Annotated in this window: 21 protein-coding genes, 1 tRNA gene and 3 pseudogenes; 11 read left to right on the top strand and 14 right to left on the bottom strand. The window is 53.9% G+C overall.

Annotation, left to right across the window (positions count from 1 at the left end; all coding sequences use genetic code 11):
- Positions 1-67: 67 nt before the first annotated feature.
- Positions 68-886 (bottom strand): undecaprenyl-diphosphate phosphatase, encoded by an 819-nt coding sequence (gene bacA, locus ACL2XM_RS25500; RefSeq protein WP_410013417.1) that lies wholly within the window; start codon positions 884-886, stop codon positions 68-70.
- A gap of 144 nt (positions 887-1,030) precedes the next feature.
- Positions 1,031-1,390, bottom strand: coding sequence for a bifunctional dihydroneopterin aldolase/7,8-dihydroneopterin epimerase (folB, locus tag ACL2XM_RS25495; RefSeq protein WP_413721506.1), 360 nt, complete (start codon positions 1,388-1,390; stop codon positions 1,031-1,033).
- A gap of 105 nt (positions 1,391-1,495) precedes the next feature.
- On the opposite strand from folB, the gene plsY reads away from it, so the two are divergent.
- Positions 1,496-2,191 (top strand): glycerol-3-phosphate 1-O-acyltransferase PlsY, encoded by a 696-nt coding sequence (plsY, locus tag ACL2XM_RS25490; protein ID WP_413729384.1) that lies wholly within the window; start codon positions 1,496-1,498, stop codon positions 2,189-2,191.
- An 11-nt stretch (positions 2,192-2,202) separates the two neighbouring features.
- Here plsY and tsaD read toward each other — a convergent pair whose 3' ends face one another.
- A complete protein-coding gene (tsaD, locus tag ACL2XM_RS25485; protein WP_413731886.1) occupies positions 2,203-3,216 on the bottom strand; it encodes a tRNA (adenosine(37)-N6)-threonylcarbamoyltransferase complex transferase subunit TsaD in 1,014 nt (337 codons plus the stop codon).
- Positions 3,217-3,666: 450 nt separating this feature from the next.
- Here tsaD and rpsU point away from each other — a divergent pair, with 450 nt between their 5' ends.
- From rpsU to rpoD, 3 genes are all read left to right on the top strand, one after another.
- Positions 3,667-3,882, top strand: a complete 216-nt coding sequence (gene rpsU / locus ACL2XM_RS25480; protein ID WP_001144069.1) for a 30S ribosomal protein S21 — start codon at positions 3,667-3,669, stop codon at positions 3,880-3,882.
- A 124-nt stretch (positions 3,883-4,006) separates the two neighbouring features.
- Complete coding sequence (dnaG, locus tag ACL2XM_RS25475) at positions 4,007-5,755, top strand: DNA primase (RefSeq protein WP_410013413.1); 1,749 nt, start codon at positions 4,007-4,009, stop codon at positions 5,753-5,755.
- Between the two features lie 154 nt (positions 5,756-5,909).
- Positions 5,910-7,751 (top strand): RNA polymerase sigma factor RpoD, encoded by a 1,842-nt coding sequence (gene rpoD / locus ACL2XM_RS25470; protein ID WP_410013412.1) that lies wholly within the window; start codon positions 5,910-5,912, stop codon positions 7,749-7,751.
- Positions 7,752-7,947: 196 nt separating this feature from the next.
- Here rpoD and mug read toward each other — a convergent pair whose 3' ends face one another.
- Positions 7,948-8,454, bottom strand: coding sequence for a G/U mismatch-specific DNA glycosylase (gene mug / locus ACL2XM_RS25465; RefSeq protein WP_410013411.1), 507 nt, complete (start codon positions 8,452-8,454; stop codon positions 7,948-7,950).
- A gap of 133 nt (positions 8,455-8,587) precedes the next feature.
- Between mug and ACL2XM_RS25460 the strand changes: the two genes are divergently transcribed.
- Positions 8,588-8,664, top strand: a tRNA-Ile gene (locus ACL2XM_RS25460).
- A 110-nt stretch (positions 8,665-8,774) separates the two neighbouring features.
- On the opposite strand, the gene ACL2XM_RS25455 is transcribed toward ACL2XM_RS25460, so the two are convergent.
- Positions 8,775-9,931, bottom strand: a protein-coding gene (locus tag ACL2XM_RS25455) for an IS3 family transposase (protein ID WP_413731885.1) whose coding sequence is annotated in 2 segments (ribosomal slippage) — positions 8,775-9,679 and positions 9,679-9,931 — 1,158 coding nt in all. Because the reading frame shifts where the segments join, the coding sequence is not laid out codon by codon here.
- 243 nt (positions 9,932-10,174) lie between these two features.
- Here ACL2XM_RS25455 and ACL2XM_RS25450 point away from each other — a divergent pair.
- Complete coding sequence (locus ACL2XM_RS25450) at positions 10,175-10,333, top strand: hypothetical protein (protein ID WP_410013409.1); 159 nt, start codon at positions 10,175-10,177, stop codon at positions 10,331-10,333.
- On the opposite strand, the gene ACL2XM_RS25445 is transcribed toward ACL2XM_RS25450, so the two are convergent.
- The 5 genes and pseudogenes from ACL2XM_RS25445 to ACL2XM_RS25425 all read right to left on the bottom strand — a co-directional run bounded on the left by ACL2XM_RS25445 (position 10,330) and on the right by ACL2XM_RS25425 (position 13,843).
- Positions 10,330-10,944 (bottom strand): Fic/DOC family protein, encoded by a 615-nt coding sequence (locus ACL2XM_RS25445; RefSeq protein ID WP_410013408.1) that lies wholly within the window; start codon positions 10,942-10,944, stop codon positions 10,330-10,332. The two genes, ACL2XM_RS25450 and ACL2XM_RS25445, sit on opposite strands and share 4 nt — an antisense overlap.
- 4 nt (positions 10,945-10,948) lie before the next feature.
- Positions 10,949-12,264 (bottom strand): annotated as a pseudogene (locus tag ACL2XM_RS25440) (tyrosine-type recombinase/integrase).
- Between the two features lie 437 nt (positions 12,265-12,701).
- Positions 12,702-12,827 (bottom strand): annotated as a pseudogene (locus ACL2XM_RS25435) (ogr/Delta-like zinc finger family protein); the annotation flags it as partial.
- 19 nt (positions 12,828-12,846) lie between these two features.
- Entirely contained in the window at positions 12,847-13,341 is a 495-nt protein-coding gene (locus tag ACL2XM_RS25430) for an N-acetyltransferase family protein (protein WP_410013407.1), read from the bottom strand.
- A gap of 97 nt (positions 13,342-13,438) precedes the next feature.
- A complete protein-coding gene (locus ACL2XM_RS25425; RefSeq protein ID WP_413731884.1) occupies positions 13,439-13,843 on the bottom strand; it encodes a YybH family protein in 405 nt (134 codons plus the stop codon).
- Between the two features lie 395 nt (positions 13,844-14,238).
- On the opposite strand from ACL2XM_RS25425, the gene ACL2XM_RS25420 reads away from it, so the two are divergent.
- A complete protein-coding gene (locus ACL2XM_RS25420) occupies positions 14,239-14,880 on the top strand; it encodes a glutathione S-transferase family protein (RefSeq protein WP_413731883.1) in 642 nt (213 codons plus the stop codon).
- A 302-nt stretch (positions 14,881-15,182) separates the two neighbouring features.
- Positions 15,183-15,476, top strand: coding sequence for an IS66 family insertion sequence element accessory protein TnpA (gene tnpA, locus ACL2XM_RS25415; RefSeq protein WP_410013404.1), 294 nt, complete (start codon positions 15,183-15,185; stop codon positions 15,474-15,476).
- Positions 15,477-15,831: 355 nt separating this feature from the next.
- Here the strand turns inward: tnpA and ACL2XM_RS25410 are convergent, their stop codons facing one another.
- A complete protein-coding gene (locus ACL2XM_RS25410) occupies positions 15,832-16,293 on the bottom strand; it encodes a DUF5680 domain-containing protein (RefSeq protein WP_413729376.1) in 462 nt (153 codons plus the stop codon).
- A gap of 435 nt (positions 16,294-16,728) precedes the next feature.
- Positions 16,729-18,393, bottom strand: a complete 1,665-nt coding sequence (locus tag ACL2XM_RS25405) for a methyl-accepting chemotaxis protein (protein WP_413731882.1) — start codon at positions 18,391-18,393, stop codon at positions 16,729-16,731.
- A gap of 630 nt (positions 18,394-19,023) precedes the next feature.
- Between ACL2XM_RS25405 and ACL2XM_RS25400 the strand changes: the two genes are divergently transcribed.
- Entirely contained in the window at positions 19,024-20,349 is a 1,326-nt protein-coding gene (locus tag ACL2XM_RS25400) for a hypothetical protein (RefSeq protein ID WP_413731881.1), read from the top strand.
- A 2-nt stretch (positions 20,350-20,351) separates the two neighbouring features.
- Here the strand turns inward: ACL2XM_RS25400 and ACL2XM_RS25395 are convergent, their stop codons facing one another.
- Together ACL2XM_RS25395 and rlmG are read right to left on the bottom strand one after the other, a co-directional pair.
- Positions 20,352-20,657 carry an MbeD/MobD family mobilization/exclusion protein gene (locus ACL2XM_RS25395; RefSeq protein WP_410013400.1) on the bottom strand — a complete coding sequence of 102 codons (306 nt, stop codon included), beginning with the start codon at positions 20,655-20,657 and terminating at the stop codon, positions 20,352-20,354.
- A gap of 139 nt (positions 20,658-20,796) precedes the next feature.
- On the bottom strand, positions 20,797-21,924 hold the full coding sequence (rlmG, locus tag ACL2XM_RS25390) for a 23S rRNA (guanine(1835)-N(2))-methyltransferase RlmG (protein ID WP_413721514.1): 1,128 nt from the start codon (positions 21,922-21,924) through the stop codon (positions 20,797-20,799).
- A 212-nt stretch (positions 21,925-22,136) separates the two neighbouring features.
- On the opposite strand from rlmG, the pseudogene ACL2XM_RS25385 reads away from it, so the two are divergent.
- Together ACL2XM_RS25385 and ACL2XM_RS25380 are read left to right on the top strand one after the other, a co-directional pair.
- Positions 22,137-23,111, top strand: a pseudogene (locus ACL2XM_RS25385) (Gfo/Idh/MocA family protein); the annotation flags it as partial.
- A gap of 77 nt (positions 23,112-23,188) precedes the next feature.
- Entirely contained in the window at positions 23,189-23,920 is a 732-nt protein-coding gene (locus ACL2XM_RS25380; protein WP_413731880.1) for a glutamine amidotransferase, read from the top strand.
- Positions 23,921-24,090 lie beyond the last annotated feature (170 nt).

Raw genomic sequence — 24,090 nt, 5'->3', positions numbered from 1 at the left:
GCCCCGCCGGGCGCAAGACCGGCGGGGCGTTGTTTTGGCAAACGTTAGCGTAGCGGCGTCCCCGGCGCTACATCAGCACCCAGTACACCAGTCCCGCCAGGATAAAGCGGTAGATGGCGAAAGGCACAAACGAGATACGCTTGATGATCTGCAGGAACAGCTTGATGGCCACCAGCGCCACGACAAAGGCGGTGACAAACCCCACGGCAAACATCGGGAAATCATGCCAGGAAAGGAAAGGCAGGCTTTTATAGAGATCGAGGGCAGTCGCCCCCAGCATCATCGGCACCGCCAGGATAAAGGAAAACTCCGACGCCGCATAACGGCTCACACCCACCAGCAGGCCGCCGCTGATGGTGGCGCCTGACCGGGAAAACCCCGGCCACAGCGCCAGGCACTGGAAACAGCCGATCAAAAAAGCCTGCAAATAGGTGATATCATCAATGCCTGCGGCGCGTGGCACCTTCGGCTTCAGCCACTCGCCGGCCAGCAGCAGCACGCCGCCGACCACCAGGGCGAACATGACGTATTTCGCCTCGAACAGCCCTTTGATTTGTTCATGGAACACCAGGCCCATCACCACCGCCGGTATCATGCCCAGCAGGATATGCCCCAGACGCAGGCGCCCGGTGCCGATGCCCTCGTGCGGCACCCGGCCGAAATGAATACCGATCAGGCCGAACAGCCGGCGCCAGAACATCACCACCACCGCCAGGATCGACCCCAGCTGGATAATCACTTCAAAGGTTTTTGCCTTATCATCCGTAAAACCCAGCAATGTGCCGACCAGAATCATATGCCCCGTCGAGGAGACCGGCAAAAATTCGGTTAACCCTTCCACCACCCCAAGAATAAAAGCAATAAATACATCAGGCAGTCCTGTCATACAAAACGTTCCCCTCAAGCAACCGACAACAAAAAAGCGGCGGTTTGACGTCAAACCCAGCCGCTAAAACAACCCGGAAAATGAGACAAACATACGGTAAAAAGGTTTCCGCTGCATGAATTTTAGATTAAGAGTCATAAACTTTCAGACTTTTCGGTTACCGCGCTCGATTATCACGCCAACGCTTTTCGCCTGCGGCACCGCGCCCGGCTTGCTGAGTTTAATGCGCACCCAGGGCAGGTTAAAACGCTGGCGCAGCAGCCCGGCCACGTCTTCGGCCACCCGCTCGACCAGCGCAAACCTATTGCCCGCGACAAACGATAGCACCGCTTCGCTGACATCGGCGTAGCTCAGGCAGTCGGCCACGTCGTCGCTGCGCGCCGCGGGCCCGTTATCCCACCCCATCTCGATATCAAACACCAGCTTTTGCAGCCGGGTCTGCTCCCAGTCATATACGCCGATAACCGTCATCACCGTCAGCTGTTCTATAAATACAATGTCCATGCGCCATACCCGCTTTTTGTGGATGTTGGATACCACTTCGAAAGGAATATGCGTATTATCCACACTCAGGCAAATAAAACGATGATTACGGGATGGAACTTGGTTATGAATGCTATTGCGATTGGCATGATAATCTTCGCCTATCTTTGCGGCTCGGTGTCCAGCGCGATACTGATATGCAAACTCGCCCGTCTGCCCGATCCCCGCACCCACGGCTCAGGTAACCCTGGCGCCACCAACGTGCTGCGTATCGGCGGCAGGACGGCGGCGGCGGGCGTTATGGTATTTGACGTACTCAAGGGCATGCTGCCGGTCTGGCTGGGCTACCATCTGGGGGTGCCGCCCTTCTACCTGGGGCTGATTGCCATCGCCGCCTGTATCGGACACATCTACCCGGTGTTCTTCCACTTCCAGGGCGGCAAAGGCGTCGCCACCGCGTTCGGCGCCATCGCGCCCATCGGCTGGGACCTGACCGGCCTGATGGCCGGCACCTGGCTGCTGACGGTACTGCTCAGCGGTTATTCGTCGCTGGGCGCCATTATCAGCGCGCTGATCGCGCCCTTTTACGTCTGGTGGTTTAAACCGCAGTTTACCTTCCCGGTGTCCATGCTGTCATGCCTGGTGCTGCTGCGCCACCACGACAATATCCAGCGCCTATGGCGCGGCCAGGAAAGCCGTATCTGGCGCAAGCGGCAAAAAGACAAAGATATCGACCGCCAGGAAGGCGCGCCGGATAACAGGGACCCCGATCTGCGGGCCGGCACGCAAAACAACGCGCAGGACAGCCATAGGGACAGATAACGCCCCCTCCCTTATACCGGCGTCAGTTCGGCCAGGGGCCAGCGCGGCCGCACGGTAATGCCCAAATCCGCATGAGCGCCGTCTTGCAGGCGCACCATGCCCGCATAGGCGATCATCGCGCCGTTATCGGTGCAAAATTCCGGACGGGCGTAAAACACGTTGCCGCCGCGTTTTTGCATCATCTCCGCCAGACGCGCGCGCAGGGTTTGGTTGGCGCTGACGCCGCCCGCTATCACCAGCCGCGTCAAGCCGGTCTGATCCAGCGCGCGGCGGCATTTAATCGCCAGCGTATCCACCACCGCGTCCTCGAACGCCCGGGCAATGTCCGCCCGCGTCTGGTCGTCCTGCCCGTTGGCGCGAACGGTATTGGCGGCAAAGGTCTTCAGGCCGGAAAAACTGAAATCCAGCCCCGGACGGTCGGTCATCGGGCGCGGAAAGGTAAAACGCCCGGCCGTACCCTGGCGCGCCATTTTCGACAGCAGCGGGCCGCCGGGATAATCCAGTCCCAGCAGCTTGGCGGTTTTATCAAAGGCCTCGCCGGCCGCGTCGTCTATCGACTCGCCCAGCAGTTCATAGCGGCCGATGCCGGTCACGGCGATCAGCTGGGTATGCCCGCCCGACACCAGCAGCGCGGCGAAGGGAAACGCCGGCGGGTTATCTTCCAGCATCGGCGCCAGCAGATGGCCTTCCATATGATGCACCGCGATGGCCGGCACCTTCCAGGCATAGGCCAGGGCGCGTCCCACGGTGGCGCCCACCATCAGCGCGCCCACGAGGCCCGGGCCGGCGGTATAGGCCACGCCGTCGATATCCCGCCCCTCCAGCCCCGCCTCGCGCAGCGCGGCCTGGATCAGCGGCACGGTCTTGCGCACATGATCGCGCGAGGCCAGTTCGGGCACCACGCCGCCGTAGTCGGCATGCAGCTTGACCTGGCTGTAAAGCTGGTTGGCCAGCAGCCCCGACCGCTCGTCGTAAATCGCCACGCCGGTTTCGTCGCAGGACGTCTCAATACCTAAAACTCGCATAATTTTTCATCAACTCCACGTTGTGCGGCGCATAGTCTACCATATTCCGGCCCGCGGGCACCCGCCGGCGCGGTGCCGCGGCGCGTAAATTCGGTGTCTTTATTGCCCGGGCCATGATACAAGTATGCCCCTTGCGGATCGCGGGATCCGCGGGAAGATCCAGGATCGGCCGCTCAGGATCCCGGATCAACAGGCCAGGCCACTTAATTTCATGCTTTTTAATCGAGCACGCCAATCATGTGCAGCAAATTTGGCCGTTTTGCGCTATAATAAGTCCAAGAAATCATGAATGACGCGGCAAAGACCCACGCTGTTTGCCGGCCGGCCAGCAAGATCATTGGCCGTGGCGCTTTACAAAGCAGCCCTGGTTGAAGTAAAATTCCGCACCATTTTGAAACGGCTGACACAAGGTCAGCAGCAAAATCCGAATTCTATCGAGGTGAGAGTTACATGCCGGTAATTAAAGTACGTGAAAACGAGCCCTTCGACGTAGCACTGCGTCGCTTCAAACGTTCATGCGAAAAAGCAGGTGTCCTGGCCGAAGTTCGTCGTCGTGAGTTCTATGAAAAACCGACTACCGAACGTAAACGCGCCAAAGCATCCGCAGTAAAACGTCATGCAAAAAAATTGGCTCGCGAAAACGCACGCCGCACTCGTCTGTATTAATTTTTCGGGGTGAAAACCCCAACCGCGTGATTAATCCGCAGACTTAGCAGTTGCATACGAAGGCCGTGCGATCCGGAAGGATTGCGCGGCTTGTTCTCGTTTATAGGCTAACCAATCAGGGCTTATGGCTGGACGAATCCCACGCGTATTTATCAACGACTTGTTGGCTCGCACCGATATCATCGACCTGATCGACGCTCGGGTGAAGCTGAAAAAACAAGGCAAGAATTATCACGCTTGTTGTCCGTTTCACCATGAAAAAACCCCGTCGTTTACCGTCAATGGCGAGAAGCAGTTTTACCATTGTTTCGGATGCGGCGCCCATGGCAATGCCATCGATTTCCTGATGAATTACGACCGGCTTGAGTTTGTCGAATCCATCGAGGAACTCGCCACCATGCACGGCCTTGAAGTGCCGTCCGAGACGGGCGCCGGTCCCAACCAGCAGGAACGCCACCAGCGCCAGAGCCTCTACCAGGTGATGGAGAAGCTTAGCGACTACTATTTGCAGGCGCTGCAGCAGCCCGCCGCCGCGCCGGCGCACCAGTACCTGGACAAGCGGGGGCTGAGCGCGGAGATCATCAGCCATTTCGCCATCGGCTACGCGCCGCCCGGCTGGGACAACGTGTTGAAACGCTTTGGCCGCTCGGCGGACGATCGCACGGCATTGAACGATGCCGGAATGCTGGTGACTAACGATCAGGGACGGGTTTATGATCGCTTTCGCGAGCGCGTCATGTTCCCGATCCGCGACCGGCGCGGGCGGGTTATCGCCTTTGGCGGGCGCATCCTTGGCGACGGCCAGCCGAAGTACCTGAACTCGCCGGAAACCGAGATTTTTCATAAAGGCCGCCAGCTGTACGGGCTTTATGAAGCGCAGCAGAAGCACCCGGCGCTGTCGCGCCTGCTGGTGGTGGAAGGCTATATGGACGTGGTGGCCCTGGCGCAGTTCGGCATTGATTATGCCGTCGCCTCGCTCGGCACCGCCACCACCGCCGAGCATATCCAGCTGCTCTACCGCGCCACGGATCAGGTCATCTGCTGCTACGACGGCGACCGCGCGGGCCGGGAAGCCGCCTGGCGCGCGCTGGAAACCGCCCTGCCCTATTTGAACGACGGGCGCCAGCTGCGGTTTATGTTCCTGCCGGACGGGGAAGATCCCGATACCCTGGTGCGCCAGATTGGCAAAGAAGCCTTTGAGCAGCGCATGGAACAGGCGCAGCCGCTATCGGTTTTTTTGTTCGAGACGCTGATGCCGCAGGTGGATTTAAGCAGCCCGGACGGCCGCGCCAAGCTCAGCACCCTGGCGCTGCCGCTGATAAGCCAGGTGCCCGGGGAAACGCTGCGCATGTACCTGCGCCAGCAATTGGGTAATAAATTGGGCATTTTGGACGATAACCAATTGGAAAAGCTGCTGCCGAAGCAGGCGGGCAATACAAATATTTCGCCGCAACCCCGGATAAAACGCACAACCATGCGTATACTTATAGGATTGCTGGTGCAAAACCCGCGCCTGTCGGCCCTTATCCCGTCCTTACAGGGATTGGAGCAGGCGAATCAACCGGGTGTGCCGCTGTTTATTGAATTAGTCCAGACCTGCCAGGCGCAGCCGGGCCTGACCACGGGGCAGCTGCTGGAGCTGTACCGGGATAATAAATCCAGCCCGCAGCTTGAAACGCTGGCGATTTGGAACCACATGATCATAGAGGATATGATCGAAGCGACGTTTGTCGATACCCTGACGAGCCTTTATGACTCCATACTGGAACAACGTCAGGAAGAGCTGATAGCGCGCGATAGAACGCACGGATTGACGACCGAAGAACGAAAAGAGCTTTGGTCACTGAATATGGCTCTGGCCAAAAAGACATGAATGACACCGAGGCTTAATTGCCTATAAATGGCAGGGCAATGCCCTGTGCGATGCCGTATTGGGCTGCGGCGTTAAACAAAGGCCTGCACTCTTGTTGGTGATGAAATTTCACCGACCAACACCGAATTATAATCTGAAGTGTGGATACCGTCTTATGGAGCAAAACCCGCAGTCACAGCTCAAGCTACTTGTCACTCGTGGTAAGGAGCAAGGCTATTTGACCTTTGCCGAGGTCAATGACCATCTGCCGGAGGATATCGTCGACTCCGACCAGATCGAAGACATCATCCAGATGATAAATGACATGGGCATCCAGGTGATGGAAGAAGCACCGGATGCCGACGACCTGCTGTTGGCCGAAAACACCTCCGACACCGACGAAGATGCCGCCGAAGCGGCCGCGCAGGTCCTGTCGAGCGTGGAGTCCGAAATTGGACGCACCACCGACCCCGTGCGCATGTACATGCGCGAAATGGGTACCGTTGAACTGCTGACCCGTGAAGGTGAAATCGATATCGCCAAGCGTATCGAGGACGGGATTAATCAGGTGCAATGCTCGGTTGCCGAGTATCCTGAGGCAATCACCTACCTGCTGGAACAATATGATCGCGTCGAAGCGGGCGAAGCGCGCCTGTCGGACCTGATCACCGGTTTTGTCGACCCGAACGCCGAAGAAGAGATGGCGCCGACCGCGACCCATATCGGCTCCGAACTGACCACCGCCGAACTGGCCGACAACGATGACGACGAAGAAGAAGATGACGACGACGCGGAGGACGATAACAGTATCGATCCCGAGCTGGCGCGCCAGAAATTCGTCGATCTGCGCGATCAGTACGAAGCCACGCGCAATGTCATCAAAGCCAACGGCCGCAGCCACGCCAAGTCGGCGGATGAAATCCTCAAGCTCTCCGAGGTGTTCAAGCAGTTCCGCCTGGTGCCGAAACAGTTCGACTACCTGGTAAGCAACATGCGCTCCATGATGGATCGCGTGCGCACCCAGGAACGGTTGATCATGAAGCTCTGCGTCGAAAACTGCAAAATGCCGAAGAAAAACTTCGTCACGCTGTTTGCCGGCAACGAGACCAGCGAAGCCTGGTTCAAGGCGGCGCTGGCCATGAACAAGCCTTGGTCGGAAAAACTGCGCGAAGTCGATGAAGACGTCCATCGCAACCTGCAAAAGCTGCGTCAGATCGAAGAAGAAACCGGCCTGACCATCGAACAGGTGAAGGACATCAACCGTCGCATGTCCATCGGCGAAGCGAAAGCCCGCCGCGCCAAGAAAGAGATGGTGGAAGCCAACCTGCGTTTGGTTATCTCGATTGCCAAGAAGTACACCAACCGCGGTTTGCAATTCCTGGATTTGATCCAGGAAGGGAATATCGGTTTGATGAAGGCGGTGGATAAGTTTGAATACCGCCGCGGGTACAAGTTCTCGACCTATGCCACCTGGTGGATCCGTCAGGCCATTACCCGCTCCATCGCCGACCAGGCGCGCACCATCCGTATCCCGGTACATATGATTGAGACCATTAACAAGCTCAACCGTATTTCCCGCCAGATGCTGCAGGAAATGGGCCGCGAGCCCACCCCTGAAGAGCTGGCGGAACGGATGCTGATGCCGGAAGATAAAATCCGCAAGGTGCTGAAAATCGCCAAGGAGCCGATCTCCATGGAAACGCCGATCGGCGACGATGAAGATTCGCATCTGGGTGATTTTATCGAGGATACCACCCTTGAGCTGCCGCTGGATTCCGCCACCTCGGAAAGCCTGCGTTCGGCCACGCATGATGTGCTGGCCGGCCTGACCGCCCGTGAAGCCAAAGTCCTGCGCATGCGTTTTGGCATTGATATGAATACCGACCATACGCTGGAAGAAGTGGGCAAACAGTTTGACGTTACCCGCGAGCGTATCCGTCAGATCGAGGCGAAGGCGCTGCGCAAGCTGCGCCATCCCAGCCGGTCTGAAGTGCTGCGCAGCTTCCTGGATGACTAAACCCCGCAGGACCCGGCAACGGGCCAGCCCGGCGCGTTAACGGCCGCAACAAGCCCCGCTCTCGACAGGCGGGGCTTTTTTTTTGATTGATGCCCGTGCTATTTCCCCGCGGCGCGGCGCTCGCCTTACGATCGGCGCTGCGTTTGGCCCGGGCATCCGGCGGCCAGGCCTGGTTATGCCCCTTGACCGGGCCGGGTTACCGGCCCCGCGTCGCCAGTATGGCATCCAGCTCGCGATAGGATTTGATCAGCGTCTCGAAACCCATACGGTTCAGTCCGCTGGGATTGGGCAGCACCCAGATTTCGGTTTTGCCGATGGTCACGTCCTGCTTGCCCCAAATGGCGTTGCTCACCCGAAACGCCTGCCGGTACGCCTGCTTGCCCAGTACCGCCAGCGCGGTGGGCTGATACGCCTGGATCTTCTCGATCAGGCGTTTGCCGCCCTCCCGGTACTCCGCCAGCGTCAGCTCGGACGCCTCGGTGGTGGGCCGCTCTGCCAGCATGGTAATGCCGCATCCCGTATCCAGCAGTTGACGTTCTTCCTCAGGCTTAAGCTGCCGCTCGGTAAACCCGGCCTGATGGATGATTTTCCAGAACCGGTTATTGGGATTGGCGAAATGCACACCCTTATGGGCGCTCGACAATCCCGGGTTGATACCACAAAAAACCACCCGAAGCCCCGGGGCCAGAATGTCCTCTATCATCTTGAAAACTCCTGAAAATGCAACGCGCTACACACGCCGGCCAATAATAGCGCGTAATTGGCGATAAATCAGCCAAGCAAACCGGGACACTATGGATCTGTCACCGCAGTTACTCTATAATCAACGCCCACTCGGCCCCTTAGCTCAGTTGGTTAGAGCAGGCGACTCATAATCGCTTGGTCGCTGGTTCAAGTCCAGCAGGGGCCACCAAGAAAAACCTTACAGAACAATATATTAAGCCACCATATTGCATGGTGGCTTTTTTGTAGGCGCTACAGGATGGCAGCAAAATGGCAGCAGAGTAATCCTGATTCTATCCTTCAAACACGCAGAGGTAGCCAAAATTGACCTCCCCCCATATCCTGATCATGGCTAAATGAGAGGATTTGCCGTTTTTGGTGACTTCGGATAAATTCCGCCGGAGTCAGATCATTTAATGAAGAATGTGTCCTGTCATGGTTATATTCCTCCCGCCAGCGATCAAGCTTTTCCTGCACATCTTCCATCGACAGGAACCAGTGGATATTTAGGCATTCATCCCTCAGGCTGCCATTAAACGATTCGATAAACGGGTTATCCGTCGGCGTGCCGGGGCGTGAGAACTCCATGGTGACCTTATTTTCGTACGCCCATCTATCCAGCACTTTTGAGATAAATTCGCTGCCGTTGTCGGCCTGGATCCTTAACGGCACACGATTGTGCATCAACCTCAGATGCTCCAGTACCGCCACCACATCCTCGCCCCTGAGCGACTGGCCGGCATGGATCGCCAGGCATTCCCGACTAAAACTATCGACCACAGTTAACGCCCGAAACCGGCGCCTGTTAAATAGATTATCAGCAACGAAATCCATGCTCCAGCATTGATCCGGATTTGACAGTAGCGGCCTCTCGAGCCGGTGGGCCGCCGTCACATGGCGCCGGGGCCGTTTGCACCGCAAATTTAACCCCTCCTGGCAGTATATGCGGTGCGTTTTTTTGTGGTTCACTCGCCAGCCTTCACGCCTGAGCTGTACATGTAATCGCTCGCAGCCATAACGGATCCGGGTTTCAGCGATCTCCCTGATCCGCGTGGTCAGCCCCCGGTCATCACGGCAAGAACGGTAGTAATAAACCGAGCGGCTCATGGGGATCGTCTGGCAGGCGCGACGAATGCCTACCCGGTAAGCGTCAAGCAAAAAATGGACAATTTCACGCATACGGGCAGGCTTTAAAACTTTCGTTTTAGCACATCCTGCAGCATCTCTTTGTCCAGGCTCAGATCCGCCACCAAGCGTTTTAGCCGCTGATTTTCATCTTCCAGCTGACGCAAGCGCCGCAGTTCAGCCACGCCCATGCCGCTAAATTTTTTCTTCCAGTTGAAAAAGGTCGCTTCAGAAATGCCCATCGTGCGACACACTTCCGCCACGCGGGTGCCGCCTTCCGCCTGTTTCAAGGCAAAAGCTATCTGTTCCTCGGTAAACTTGGATTTTTTCATGCCCGGATCCCCCCTTTAGTATGAGAAGTGTGGCAGAAAGCTCCCGTTTAGCCTGGTCCTGTTTAATGGGAGGAGATCAGGAAGAGATCACAAGGTAAAGCGATGAGTTTAAAAACTATTTAATGACAAGTCAGTTTTTTCATCATCTCAAATCGAGAGATGTACAGTGCTATCCCATTGTACCAGCCTTGCGGGCTGTCCCTATCCACACTAGAATGATTGCAACAAAACGAGGCTTTCAGCATGACAAAAAAAACAGCACATACTCAGATCACCAGAACTCAGATCTATCGTTCCGTCGCCAGTTCAACCGCGATCGAAACAGGCGTTTCCGTGCAAAAGATTGAACAGCAACTCAAAAAAAATCAGGTACAGGCGAAAGCTGTTGGCCTCGCCCGTTAATCTGGCAAGATATCGTCCACCAGTTGCATCATGGGACTGTAGTTCCCTGATATGCCTGCCTGTATTGCCTTGAAGTAAAACGCCTTGTGCTCATCCCACAGGCTGTAGTCCAGTAAGCCCTTCCCCGACAGAACCGACAACACATCGCAAAGCAATCTCGACAGACGCCCGTTACCTTCTCTGAATGGATGGATCAAAATAAATTCCACATGGCATTCAGCCAGATAACGAACCAGCTCCGGACGAGCCAGGGATTTCAGTTCACCAGAACGGGAGAGAAACTGCTTCTCGAAACCATCAAGAAGAAGCGGAATCCTGTCGGCAGCAGCAAACTGGAAACCGTCCTTAGTTAAGTTGGCATTACGCAACCTCCCCGCCCAGTCGTACACATTCCCCAGCCATTGACGATGCCAGCCGCTGATATGCTCAAAAGCCAGCGCCGCTGGCGGCTGGCCTTCGATAAATAGCTGTTCATAAAGCATCAGCAATAGACCAGACTCCAGCGCCTCCATTTCCTCTTCTTCAGTGATCCCTAGCTTATTAGCCAGCACCAAGTCTCCAGAGCCCGGCTGATAACGCTCTTCTGCTGAATTAAGCTCATATTTTGACAAGCTCTTACCTCCGTCCAAATAAGTTCACACCGTTGTTTTCCTGCTGGCGCTGGTAGTTGTTAACCCGATCCTCCCAGATCTCAAGCGCCCTGCGCTTTTCAGTCAGGTAATCATAACGATCATAGTGTTTCGAGCTAACGTCGTTCAACACGTGGTTCTGGATACGATCGCGGATCTCTTTACTGATCCCCGCCTCCCCCATCAGCGTTTTACAGGTGCGACGTAAATCTCGCGCCGTGAAAACGTTAAACTCAGGACTAGAGGCCCGGAAATACATGATGGAACGCGCCAGACTATCGGTGCGCACCGGTCGCTCGCCGTTGGTCGAGCGTGGGAAGATATAGAGGCTACCACTTTCCTTAGTCAGTTCTTTAACAGAGGCTAATTCATTTAATGCCGACTCAGTCAGCGGGATCAGGTGCTCACGCTTGTTTTTCGATACATCGGCAATGACCAGTAACGTCTTCTGCTGCCAGTCAATCGCGTTCCACTGGCTGGCAATCATTTCAAACGGGCGCTGCCCGCCAGCATAAACACAGAAGCGAATCAGATGCTGCATCAACGGGCCAACGTTAGTTGCCTGAGCGAACTGTTCCATGACAAAACGTAGCTCTTCCAGCGTTAACCATGTATCACCCACTTTCTCCGCCGAGGACTGCTTCGGTATGGCCGATACCGATTAGCTTCAAGCCCGAACGTAATGCCTACGCTGGTATTCATCGGATCGTTATCGGCTTTAAGCCCGTAGTTGAAAGCCGCCATCAGGTAGGAACGAATTCGGTTTGCATGGACCACCGCATCACGCTGGATGATGCCAGACAAGATCGTTTTGATCTGTAAGGGCGTGACATCCTTCGCTTTGGTCTCGCGAGGAATGACTGAATAGCACTCTTTTTCAAGACGCTTCAGTACATCGGCCCAGGTCCGCTTATTGTCGAGCTTCATCTTGTTAACATAGCCGTGTACCAGTTCTTTAAACGATCCCTGCGAGCGATGAAGCTGCATGATGTGCTGCTCGGCCAGGCGTTGTTGCTCAAGCTCTTGCTGGGGATTTTTTCCTTCAACAAGCCAGGCTCCGTACTTTTTCGCCAGCTCATTGTCCGTCACCAGTTTCATCTCAGGCCAGATGCCCAGCTGAATGAATTTCTCTTTCTTCCCTTTCTCAATGTAGTAACGGAAATAAAAAATCTTGCTGCCTGAAGGCTGAACTTTGACACCAAGCCTGCCGGTACCGCGCTGAGCGCTGTTGCTCCACACGTAGTACGACGTGCTTTTTATCTTCAATCCACGTATAGCAGTCTCGGTAAGATTAGCGGCCATGAGGTTGCCTTTCTGAGTATAAGCGTTACCTGACCCGATGCCCATTTTGGGTCAGGTAACGATAGTACAATGGGGAGACGCGACAACCAATCAGAAACAAAAATAACCTCATAACTGATTGATTATAGAAAATTAAAAATACAATAGGCGCCAATGGCGAACGATTAGAAACATGCCGATTTTATGACTCATAATCGCTTGGTCGCTGGTTCAAGTCCAGCAGGGGCCACCAAGAAAACTTATATAAATCATCCTATTACAACCACCCTTCCCCGTTTCGATTTTTCCTGTTTTACCCGAGTGTCTCAAAAGTGTCTCACCAGAAAATATCGTGCCTCATCGACGACGCAGTTTAGACATCGGAAACAGGCAAACGGCAGGCGAAAAAAAACCTGCTCTCGCAGGCTTGGCTCAGAACCAAACGCATCTTGCTTGGCCCTGGGATGGGGCGGCGCCGGATTTACCCGGCCGGGGATCATAATGGATTCCGTAATGCTTTCCATAGTCTTAAACGTATGGCCGCAATTGATATTAGTGCATTGGTGATAATGTTCTTTGGTGGTATCCCGGTTACGAAGCGGGTTAGAAGTCCAGCCTCATAAGAAGCTCGTCATGGAACACACCATCAACACATAATGCAGCGGTATCTGTTGCCCATTCTTTGAATCCAACAGAACGATAAAGCGCCTGCGCCGGACGGTTTGTCGAGACGACGGAAAGCTTCACCGTCCTCACCGTTCCAACCGCCTGCAGTGCTGCCGCCAGAAGCGCCCTGGAAAGACCGCTGCCCCTCAGTTCAGCCCGGACATACATTCCCCAAAACGTGGCCACATGGCTCAGCTTTGGCGCAGTACTGAAACTGATGCCAATGATGCCCTGCAATCTATTGTGCAGGTCAAACCCGCCAAATACCGTATTTAACAGCAGGCGCTCAGCAAAGAACTCATCAGGCTTCTGGCTTTCATCTGCAAATGAAGCGCCGAATGCCTCCGGGTAAAGCCTGAGAGCTTCGAGTCTGACATACCTGAAATCGCCAACATGGTTTCTGGTAACGCGGCGTACCGTAAATACGTCCATTTCCCGCTCCCTACTGCCGCAATGATGATGTTCGTTATCCTCGGCGGGGCTGAATTTAACACCACCCCCGGCAACGCCTGCCCATCATTGCCTGTTTTCAGACGATATTATTATCCAGAAGGGCGGTGCCGTAAGAATTATCGACAGTACACAACCACCGGCCGTCGCCCTCCCGGCGGAATACATAGGTAGCCCGCCGGATGGCCTCGGCCGTTCCGCCCTGATCGTCCGGGAAACGAAGCACCGTTTCCATGATAACCAGAGCATTTCCGCCGCCTTCAATAACCTGCATTTTCCCCTGCTCCACAATGAGCCGATCCTGGAAATAGTCAGATATGGCAATGAAAGCGCGGCGAATATCGTCTTTACCCCGGGCTATCATGCCCGGTTTAACAACCAGCGCCGCATCTTCGGCGTAATGCGCCATCAGCGCGTCAAAATCTTTTGCTGAGATAGCCTTATCACATGACGCAATGATCTGCCGGATCGGGTGTGAATTCATGTATTACTCCCCTGAGAATTAACCTTTTCTATTTACCATAACATCTAACACCCGCCCCCTGAAAGGCGCGCTAACGCTTCTCTGTAGTGTTATGCTGCCCCTCGGCGATCAACCTCAACCCGCTGGCGGCTCGCATCAGGCACGCTTTGGCCTCTTCCGGCGTTAATTGTATCCCCCTGGCCCGGGTCTGTTCTATGAGGTCGGCGGTGCGGATGCGTACGCCGTTAGTTTCGGAGCAAACCACATGCGCGAAGGCATCACCCAACTCGTTCTCTCTTATCATTATCAGCCCACCCCTATTACGGGAAAGGCTACCCGAAGTAGGGAAAAAAACGTTATTACCGGACAAACAGCAGGTAAACTATCCACTCCAATAACAGAGGCGGTGAAGCGATATGCTGCAAGTATGGGGAAGGAAAACGTCATCCAATGTCCAGGCGCTGATGTGGTGCATCGGTGAATTGCAACTCGATTATCAGCGTTACGATATCGGCCATAAATACGGCGGCAATGACACGCCGGCGTTTTTAGCCATGAATCCCAACGGCACCGTGCCGGTGTTGCAAGATAACGCTGGCCCGGCGTTATGGGAAACGGGCGCCATACTGCGGTATCTGGCAGCCAGGTATGGGAAGGATGTTTTTTGGCCGCGGGATGAGAATTGCCGGGCGCAGGTGGATATGTGGGCGGAGTGGTCAAAAATTAATGTGGCGCTTAACTTTACCGCCCCCATTTTCTGGCGCGTGGTGCGCACGGCGGCGAACGAGCGGGATCCGCTGGCGATTGGCCGCGCGGTGGAAACGCTGGCAACCGTTTTATCTATCGCTGAACGCCAGTTAGCCCTGCATCCTTATCTAACGGGTCATGAATTGACTTTAGCGGATATACAGTTCGGCCATGTACTATATCGTTATTATGATATTGATATTCCTCGCCCGGCGTTGCCTCATTTGCAAGCCTATTATCAACGGCTAGCTTCCCGGCCGGCGTACAAAAAACATGTGATAATTTCTTACGAGGAATTACGCGTTTTCTGATGTCGCGAAAACAGCGGTCGCCAGGGGCCGTTTTTCAGCCTGCGCTCTTTATCTGATTTTCGCCGCCTCCAAGCCATGGCTGCAAGATAAAGGTTCTCGTTACTTATCCGTGTAAATAGAACTAGTATTGTCAAAATTATTTCCAAACGATAATGTGAATGGTATATTCAGTTGCAGCGCGCCATCATGCGATAAAGCAAAAAGAATAATAAATTATATTTTCATGATTATTTATTTTGTTATTAAATTTATTTAATAATTAATTCCAATCACATGTTATAAATACATTATCGAGGTAATTAATGGCAAACCGGTATCCCCTGACTGTGCAACTGCATCATATCCAGGCATGGCTGCTCAGCGGATTGTCCAAACAGGACTATTGCGCGCGCGAAAAATTGACGTTAAGTACCTTTTATTATTGGTTAAATAAAAACAAGTTTGACGCGGAAAAAGGCAATATCGGGGCGGCCGGGCGCACCGAGCTCTTGAGAGACGACCCCAATACCGTGACCCTGCACCTGCCCAATGGCTGTTCTGTCAGCTGTTATCCCGGCCAGCTCACCACCATTATGCAAGCGTTGGCCCTGGCATAACGGCGGCGCCGCCGCGGAATTTACCGGCCGTCCGGGGTCAGGCCGTTGCCTGCGGTTGCAAAAGTACGGTTCGGCCACTGCCATTGCTACCTCATAACCGGTCAGCAGGCGACTTACCCGATGGGTAACGCGGATAGCGCTCAAGACAGGCTGTTTTATACGATGGCGGTAAAGCAACTTAGCTGAAATTGGCTGTTTCCGGCCGCCGGGGTGGTCGCTGTATGCCTGGGAATTGCCTTTGTAGAATAGCGCATGGGAAGGTTAATAATAAGAGTAAAGAAACTGTGTATCGCAGCAGGATAAAAAGCCCCCGTAACATGAACAAGGGCTTGGTCAGCGGCGGATTAACGCCGGGCTAATATATCACATCGCCGCCCGAGTAGCTCAGGCTATAAATTAACCGCAGGTCACCCAACGTAACGGTTTCGGTGCCGTTAAACTTATTAATGGTACCAAAAAAACGATTGTTATAGATCATTTTGCCATCCTGGAATTCGGATGGGCCCCGGATAGGCTGTTCAAGCGTCGACCTTGCCAGGTTTTGCCTGACAAACGCATAGATTTTCCTGACAGAATCGTCTGAATCCTCATGATTGATTACCCCGCCTTCGTATGTCATGATCCAAATGGGCTTATTATCTTTAAGTATTAAAATTTTGCCATTTAACGAGCGGTAACCTACATAATAATTCCGATAAATAAAATTATCACTGCAATGCTCGATTACTTTCATGTCACCGCTAAGGGTGTCCCTGATAAGGATATTATCAGGAAATTTATAGAGGAACTTATTTGCTTCGACTAAAAATTTAATCATTATATTTGTACAAGTCCTTGGAAAAGAGGGCGCGTTATAATAAATTCGCTACCTTGGCATTATATTAAGAAAAAGATCAAAATATTTGCCCATCAACCCAAAGAGCACCTCACAACGCCAGACTAGCATCATATTATTTGTCTTAGCAAGGCATTATATTTGTTAAATCGTCTATTTAAATATAGCTTTTACCCAATCGCAACGCATGCCAATAATTAATATACATATTATTTATTTATTTTATGTTTTTGCCAGAAAAAGCAAGAGGATCTAAATGAAGGGAAAGCGGCATTTTGCCGAATAAACGCATGTCCGCAGAATGTCATGACGAAGAAAGTAGGGAACGGTAAGGATAATCGCCTTTTGCGGGTTAGTCATAAGAAACCCGGCCTGAAGGCCGGGCGAAGTATTTATCTCATTACAGGAAAACCATCATTAAAATGTCTGCCAATGCTCATCCTGGCTGGAGGGCGTCTTGCGGCCGGCAATGGCCCGCGGCGCTTTGCCTGCCGGCACCGGCCGGCCCGGAGCGGAGATACCGGCCTGTTTTAACTTGAACACTGAAACCATCTCGGTCAGATGACGCGCCTGTTCTTCAAGCGAGGCGGCCGCGGCCGCCGATTCCTGTACCAGCGCCGAGTTTTGCTGGGTGACGCTGTCCATTTCAGTTACCGCCTGGCCGATTTGCTGAATGCCTTTGCTTTGCTCATCCGAAGCCGAGGCGATTTCGCTCATGATATCGGTCACATGGGTGATGGCCTTTACGATATCCTCCATGGTTTCGCCTGCGTGCGCCACCTGGGTTGAACCGACGTTAACCCGTTCCACCGATTCGTTAATCAGGGTCTCGATTTCTTTCGCCGCTTCGCCGCTGCGTTTGGCCAGGTTGCGTACTTCACTGGCCACCACGGCGAATCCCCTGCCCTGTTCGCCGGCGCGGGCTGCTTCCACCGCGGCGTTCAGCGCCAGGATATTGGTCTGGAAGGCGATACTGTTAATCACGCCGATAATATCCACTATGCGCCGCGAACTGGAGGCGATACTGCCCATGGTGGCGACCACTTCCTGCACGCTGGCGCCGCCTTTCCTGGCGGTTTGCGAGGCCGATTCCGCCAGTTTGCTGGCCTGGTGCGCATTGCCGGTATTTTGCTGCACTGTCGAGTTGAGTTCCTCCATACTGGCCGCCGTTTGCTCCAACGCGGAGGCCTGCTGTTCGGTACGGGACGACAGATCGGTATTCCCCATGGAGATCTCGCTTGATCCCTGGTAAATCGCTTCGGCGCTGGCCCTGATGCTGGTCACCGTGGTGACCCAGCTGTTTTGCATTTCCAGCAGGAACGGAATTAACTGGCCAACGCAGTTGCGCCCGAAATTCTTGATCTCGACATCAAGCCGCCCGGCCGCCAGTTCGGTGAAATAGTATTTTATGGTGTCGAGGGGTTTGACCAGATAACGCACCAGGTAACGATCGGTAATCACCATAAGGAGAATTCCCGCCAGTAGCGCGCCCATTAGCGTGCGCTGACACCAGGAGACCAGCAGGTTTATGCGGATACTCGAGTCCGCCTTGATTTTTTCTATCGAGGCATTATATGAATGCATAGCGGTAGTGAACTGTTTGCGCAATGTCAGATACGGGTCGGCGAGCTGACGCTCGGCATCGTCCAGCCGTCCGGTTTGCACCGCCAGGGCGAGCGGCTGAATGCCCTTGGTAAACAAATCGAAGGATGAGTTATAGATGTTATCTACCAGTGCCGGTTCCAGCAGCCCATGATCCATGACTTTAAACTGTTTTAATCCCGCATCGATGGCGTTCATCTCTTCCGAGACCGCAGCCATTTCATCGTCAAAAGCCTGCTTATTGCCGGCCTTGGCCTGCTTGGCGGCCCGCTCCAGCGTGGTGACCACGCGGTAGTAGTGATCGTTGGCGCCGTTGATGACGTCACCGTTAACCTGTTGATTATCGCTAAGCTTCAGGGTTTCGTTAACTTGATTTAAGGAAAATAGCGTAAACGTCGATACCGCTGCCCAGAGCAACGAAAAAATAATGAGGATGAAGACCAATACCCACCTGATTTTAAAATTTTTCAATATATTCATTTACTTTTCCTTTCGTGCTCTCTTTGTTATTCCTTGCCCGGGCATCCTCTTGACGGTTGCCTTGGCATGTCGGCTTATCTCTTGGCGCCGGTAAATCAGGTTCAGGACGGGGCCTTATGAAAATATGCCTTCTGTTAATGGCAATACCCTAATCATCGGCAAAAGCAGGCCAAGGTTTATAGTGCGGAGAATATTTATCCGCATTATTAATCAACGGCGTTAAAATTGGGTTTAAGGTAAAGATAAAAGTATTGCCATAGCCGTCAGGATGGCCGTTTAGGCGCGCAAAGCGTACATGTACTGTATGAAGGTATTATTAGACATCGAACTATATACCATCTTTGATAAGGCGTTCCCATCCTGATAGTGACCTAAGGAAGTATATTTTAAGGCATTGTAATTAGAGGTAAAAAATGACGTTACTTTTGGCATCACGCTTGTTTATTGAGAACAGTTATTTATATATTGACTCTATTACCCTGCGCGGCATACCGCGTTTAACATGATATAGGCTAAAATACAGGCCGTCATTTTCGTACCATGCTGAAATGGCTAAAAGAAAAAACATGACTGTGTACAAAAACCTATTATATATCACTTATTAATATTCCATCGGTTCAAGAGGAAAGTATGCTCAGCGTTAATGCCAACGATAAATCATATTGCAATAATATAACATATAGCGAGATACCGGAAAAAAATCGCACAGACGTTAGTTTATATGATCATAAAAAATTTACCGAAAACATTAATTTTATTAAAGAAATTTATCGAGCTAAGTATCAGCCAACAACCAATATCACACCTCATGCATTCGTGAATGATTACCTGACCGTATGTGTCGATGCGTCATCTGACTCGCCCCCCTGCCTGCCGGCGCGCAATCATGAGATAAGGCCAAGTCCGGATACCTGCCAGCGTAATTTATTCAGGTTCATGCTAAATACCTGGTTTCAGTGGTACGAAGCAGACGTTGAGGAAAATATTAAGATAAAACTTACCCAATGCATGCGTTTATTTTTGCATGAATATGAGAACTATCACTATTCTGGCACGCCGTTGTCCGACCATGCCATGCTGGAACAGACCTTCGTCCTGCCGGAGGAATTAAAATGTATCCTGCCGCCGGGAGTATTTGTGGAAAAAATCATATTGGAAACGATGATTTATTTACTTTCGCAAGAGAAAACGGATTTTTTTTGTACCCCGACCCTGCTTTATGGACATCAGGCGAATAGAATCAATAACCACTTTCCTCTTTATTTAAGGGAGGATACGCAGAAGCGTTTTCACATTGCCCGCGTCAGGATGGAAACACTCGCTATAGGCCATTATCTGATGATGCCTTTATTATCTATGCAAAGAGGAGAAGATGGTGTTTTATCCCAGGGTGATCATTTCAGCGCTATTTTAGTGGAAAAAAAATCAAGGGGTTTTGTTTTTAATATCTTCGACAGTTACGACTCAGGAGAGGAGAATGAAGATAAAGAAAAATTACTAGACGCTCTTATTGACGAATCAAGTGATAACGAAATTCGCTATTTTGGCCAGCAGTTTCAATTTAATAATGATTGTAGTATTCATACGTATAATTTTCTCAGATTATGCACTCTGGCGCCGTCCGCCGCATTATCTGAACAGCATCAAATTCGTCAGATGACCGAACGCTATATACTCAATATCAAATCATTGCAGCAACTGCTCGGGAGAGATGACAACGCAACAAGCCAGATGTTACGTACGTTTTTTGTTCTGGACGGGATTAAAAGCGGTTATACGCAGGGGATGACCCATGATTTCGAATTGCTGGGCAAGATCTATGATGTACAGGAAGGCGGCGCCGTTGCCGGCAACGCCACCCGTCCCCCCGGCTTTTGGCAACGATTGCGCCGTAACCCATCATTGACCTTGAGGCCCTGGAAGCGGAGCGGCAAAAATAGCACATCGCCGGCGTGACATTAATTAGCGCCGGGCAGGGACCGGCGGAACGCCGCCGCATCCCTGGCCAGCGCGTCAATATGGGTGCCTAATATTTTGATTTTGTGGATTAACGGATTGCGATCGGGCGAGCTGTCCAGGTTGTTGAGCTGGCTTATCAGTAGCGCATTTTGTTCACGCAGCTTTGCTTCGCGGCGCAGGCTCAAATCCAGTTGTTGCTGCAAAGTCTGATGGTCCAGCTGCCACAGTTTATGGTGGCGGCCAAAGCTTTGCTCCAGCTCCGTCAACGCATCGTTTAACCGTGTTTCGAACTCTTGCAACAACATAATCGTTCCTTAAAAATGACCTTTGGCGAAGTATAATCACTGTCGGCATAGCCAACGAATGCATTAGTGCCCGCCTTTTTTCACCGGTTAAATGCTTACCAAAACGTCCTGGGAAGCAGGCCGGAAACCGCTTGCGGCATCAGATTTTTACCGCGCGCAACACCACGAATTTTGGATTCGAACCAAGTGTAGTGCAGTTGCCGAATAACTGTTTGATCTGATGATAATAATCTAAGTGTCGGTTGGCAACGACGCGTAATTCCCCCCCGACGCGCAGGGTGCGCTTCGCATCCCGGAACATTTCCCTGGCGATGTGATCGGTTATCGCCTGCTGCTGGTGGAACGGCGGGTTGCATAACACCGCCTGCACGCTGCCGGCGTCATAACCCGCCAGCGAATTTTCCACGCTGAACCGGCAGCGCGCCATATCCTGGGGGCGGTTAATCTCTATATTAATCCGGCTCGATGCGACCGCCATATAGGATTCATCGACAAAATGCACTTCGGACCCGGGATTTTGTCCCAGGGCGGTTAAACCCAGCACGCCGTTGCCGCAGCCCAGATCGACCAGGGTGCCGTCGAGCCCTTTGGGCAGATGGTGCATAAAGAACCGGGCGCCGATATCAAGCGACGCGCGGGAAAACACATTGGCATGATTATGGATCTGGTATCCGCTCTCCTCAAGGGTCCAGACGCAGCGCCGATCGGGACTGTCCGCCGCCGGCGCGGTCACCTGGCTGAAAATCAGCCGGGCTTTCTTTTTGGCCAGGGACGTGCGCGTGGGCCCGAGGATATCGCTAAACCGTTGCAGGGTGGAGTTATGGATATCCTTAACCTTTCCCGCCGCGATAACCTGCGTGGCGGCGGTGGCCACCCGGCGCAGGGCATAGAGCTGATACTCCAGCAGCGCCAGGGTCTTGGGAATTTTCATCACCACCAGGCCGGGGGCGTCCGGCAGCGGGGACAGGCTGTCCAGAAAATGGATTTCACCGTCGTCGCCGGGATTTTGCCGGTCATTATGCCGGGTCGCCAACTGGCTGAGGTAGGAGTCGCCGCTGCTATAGGGCGAGAGGGCGCGCAGCGCGCAGGCCAGCGCGCCGAAGCTGTCGTTGAGAATCAGCGTCGGCCCGGCGACGGCGCCCAGGGTGGCGATATGGGCCAGCAGGTATTCGTCCGCCGCATCCCAGGCCTGTAAATTGTCATCGGCCGCGCCGGGCGGATATCTGTCAAGCTCCAGCGTGCCGGAAGCATAGTCAAAGCGGCTCATAGGCCTTTCCTGAAACAGTCAAATTGGGGTGTTTATCCCTGAAAACGCCACCGCAGTAAACTCTTTTTTCATCCGCCGGGCAAAAACCGCGCCGATCGGGGCGATTTAACGCCGGACGGGCGGGGTTAACCTGCCCGCAGGGATGTTTTCCTTCTACTATTAGCGTGCTAATCTGAGGCTTCGTTTACCACTGCGCAGGATAATGATTCAGTATGATTCGCTTCGCTGTGATAGGTACTAATTGGATTACCCGGCAATTTATCGATGCCGCCCATGAGAGCGGCAAGCTTAAACTGACGGCCATCTATTCCCGCACCCTCCCACAGGCGCAAATACTTGGGATCGATTATCCGGTCCAGTACTATTTCGACTCGCTGGAGGCCCTGGCGCAATCCGATGCCGTAGACGCAGTGTACATCGCCAGCCCCAACGCCATGCACTGCTCCCAGGCGTTGTTGCTCCTGGGCAATAAAAAACATGTGATCTGCGAGAAGCCGCTGGCCTCCAACCTGCGCGAGGTGGAAGACATGATTGCCTGCGCGCGCGCCAATGGCGTCGTGCTGTTCGAGGCGTTTAAAACCGCCAGCCTGCCTAATTTTCATGCTTTGCAACAAGCGCTGCCGCGCGTGGGCAAATTGCGCAAGGTGTTGCTTAACTATTGCCAATATTCCTCGCGCTACCCGAAATATCTGGCCGGTGAACAGCCCAATACCTTTAATCCGGCATTTTCCAACGGCTCCATCATGGATATCGGCTTCTATATGCTGGCGAGCGCTGTGGCGCTGTGGGGCGAGCCGCTGCGCCTGTACGCCACCGCCTCGTTGCTGGCCAGCGGCGTTGACGGCCACGGCACGGTGTGCCTGGATTATGGCGATTTTGACGTGACGCTTAGCCATTCAAAGGTCAGCCAGACCGCGTTGCCAAGCGAAATCCAGGGGGAAGACGGGTCCCTGGTGATTGAAAAAATGTCCGAATGCCAGCAGATCACCTGGGTGCCGCGCAGCGGCAATAAGCAGGATCTTACCCAGCCGCAGCATATCAATACCATGCTCTACGAAGCGGAACATTTTGCCGCGCTGGTGGAAAACAACGAGGTGGAGCACGCCGGTCTGGCGCATGCGCGCGCCACCGCCGCCCTGTTAACCGAAATCCGCCGCCAGACCGGCGTGGTATTTCCCGCCGATAATCCCACGGCTAGCAGCCATGCCGTTGACGCACGCGCCGGCGGCCTGGCGATAAACGCCCGGGATGGGGGGACGGTGGCATGACGACCGCGGCCAAACCCATTCTGATCCTGCAAACCGGCGACGCGCCGCCGGATGTGATCGCGGCTAACGGCAATTACGACACGATGTTCCTGCAGGCGACCGACCTGGACCCACGGCAGGTGTGGATTGTCCACCTGCCGGGCGGCGAACGGCCCGACACGCCCGATGCCTATTGCGGCGTGCTGATTACCGGGTCGGCGGCCATGGTGACCGAACGGCTGGCCTGGAGCGAATTCGCCGCCGCGTGGCTGCGCCGGGCGATGGCGGCCGGGATACCGATTTTCGGCGTCTGCTACGGCCACCAGCTGCTGGCCTACGCGCTGGGGGGCGAGGTGGACTATCTTGCCGACGGCATGGAGGTGGGCACCCAGGCGATTGAAGTATTGCCCGCCGCCGTTAACGACCCGTTGATCGCCCGGCTGCCGGAGCGGTTCCAGGCCAATCTGATCCATTCGCAGACCGTGATCACGCCGCCCGCGGGCGCCACCGTGCTGGCCCGATCGGCGCGCGATCCCCACCAGATCCTGCGCTATCGCCATAATGTGATCACCACCCAGTTCCATCCGGAGTTTTCCGCCGCGGTGATGCATGATTTTTTAGCGGGCATGACGGCCGAGGAGCCGATGCGCGGACCGGAGCTGGCGCAAATCGGCCGCGGGATCGCCGATACGCCCGACAGCGAGGCCTTGATGGCGGCGTTTGTCCGGCAATGCCTGCGGGCGGGATAACGCGGCGCGTCCGGGGTAGCGCGAGGTTAACCGGACGGGAGATTGACTGTCGCAAATTTTTACATTAATGTTGCGCCTAGCAAAGGGGAGTAACTTCTTCGTCGGTTTGCCGTCAATACGATGCCAACGCATCCGGCTACCGGGCAATCAGGACAGCGGAATCAATCCTG

It is taken from the genome of Sodalis sp. RH20 (assembly GCF_047324205.1).
In the GTDB taxonomy this organism is placed as follows: Bacteria; Pseudomonadota; Gammaproteobacteria; order Enterobacterales; family Enterobacteriaceae; genus Acerihabitans.
Note: the sequence above shows the minus strand (reverse complement) of the source record. Positions and strands in the feature narration are given on the sequence as shown.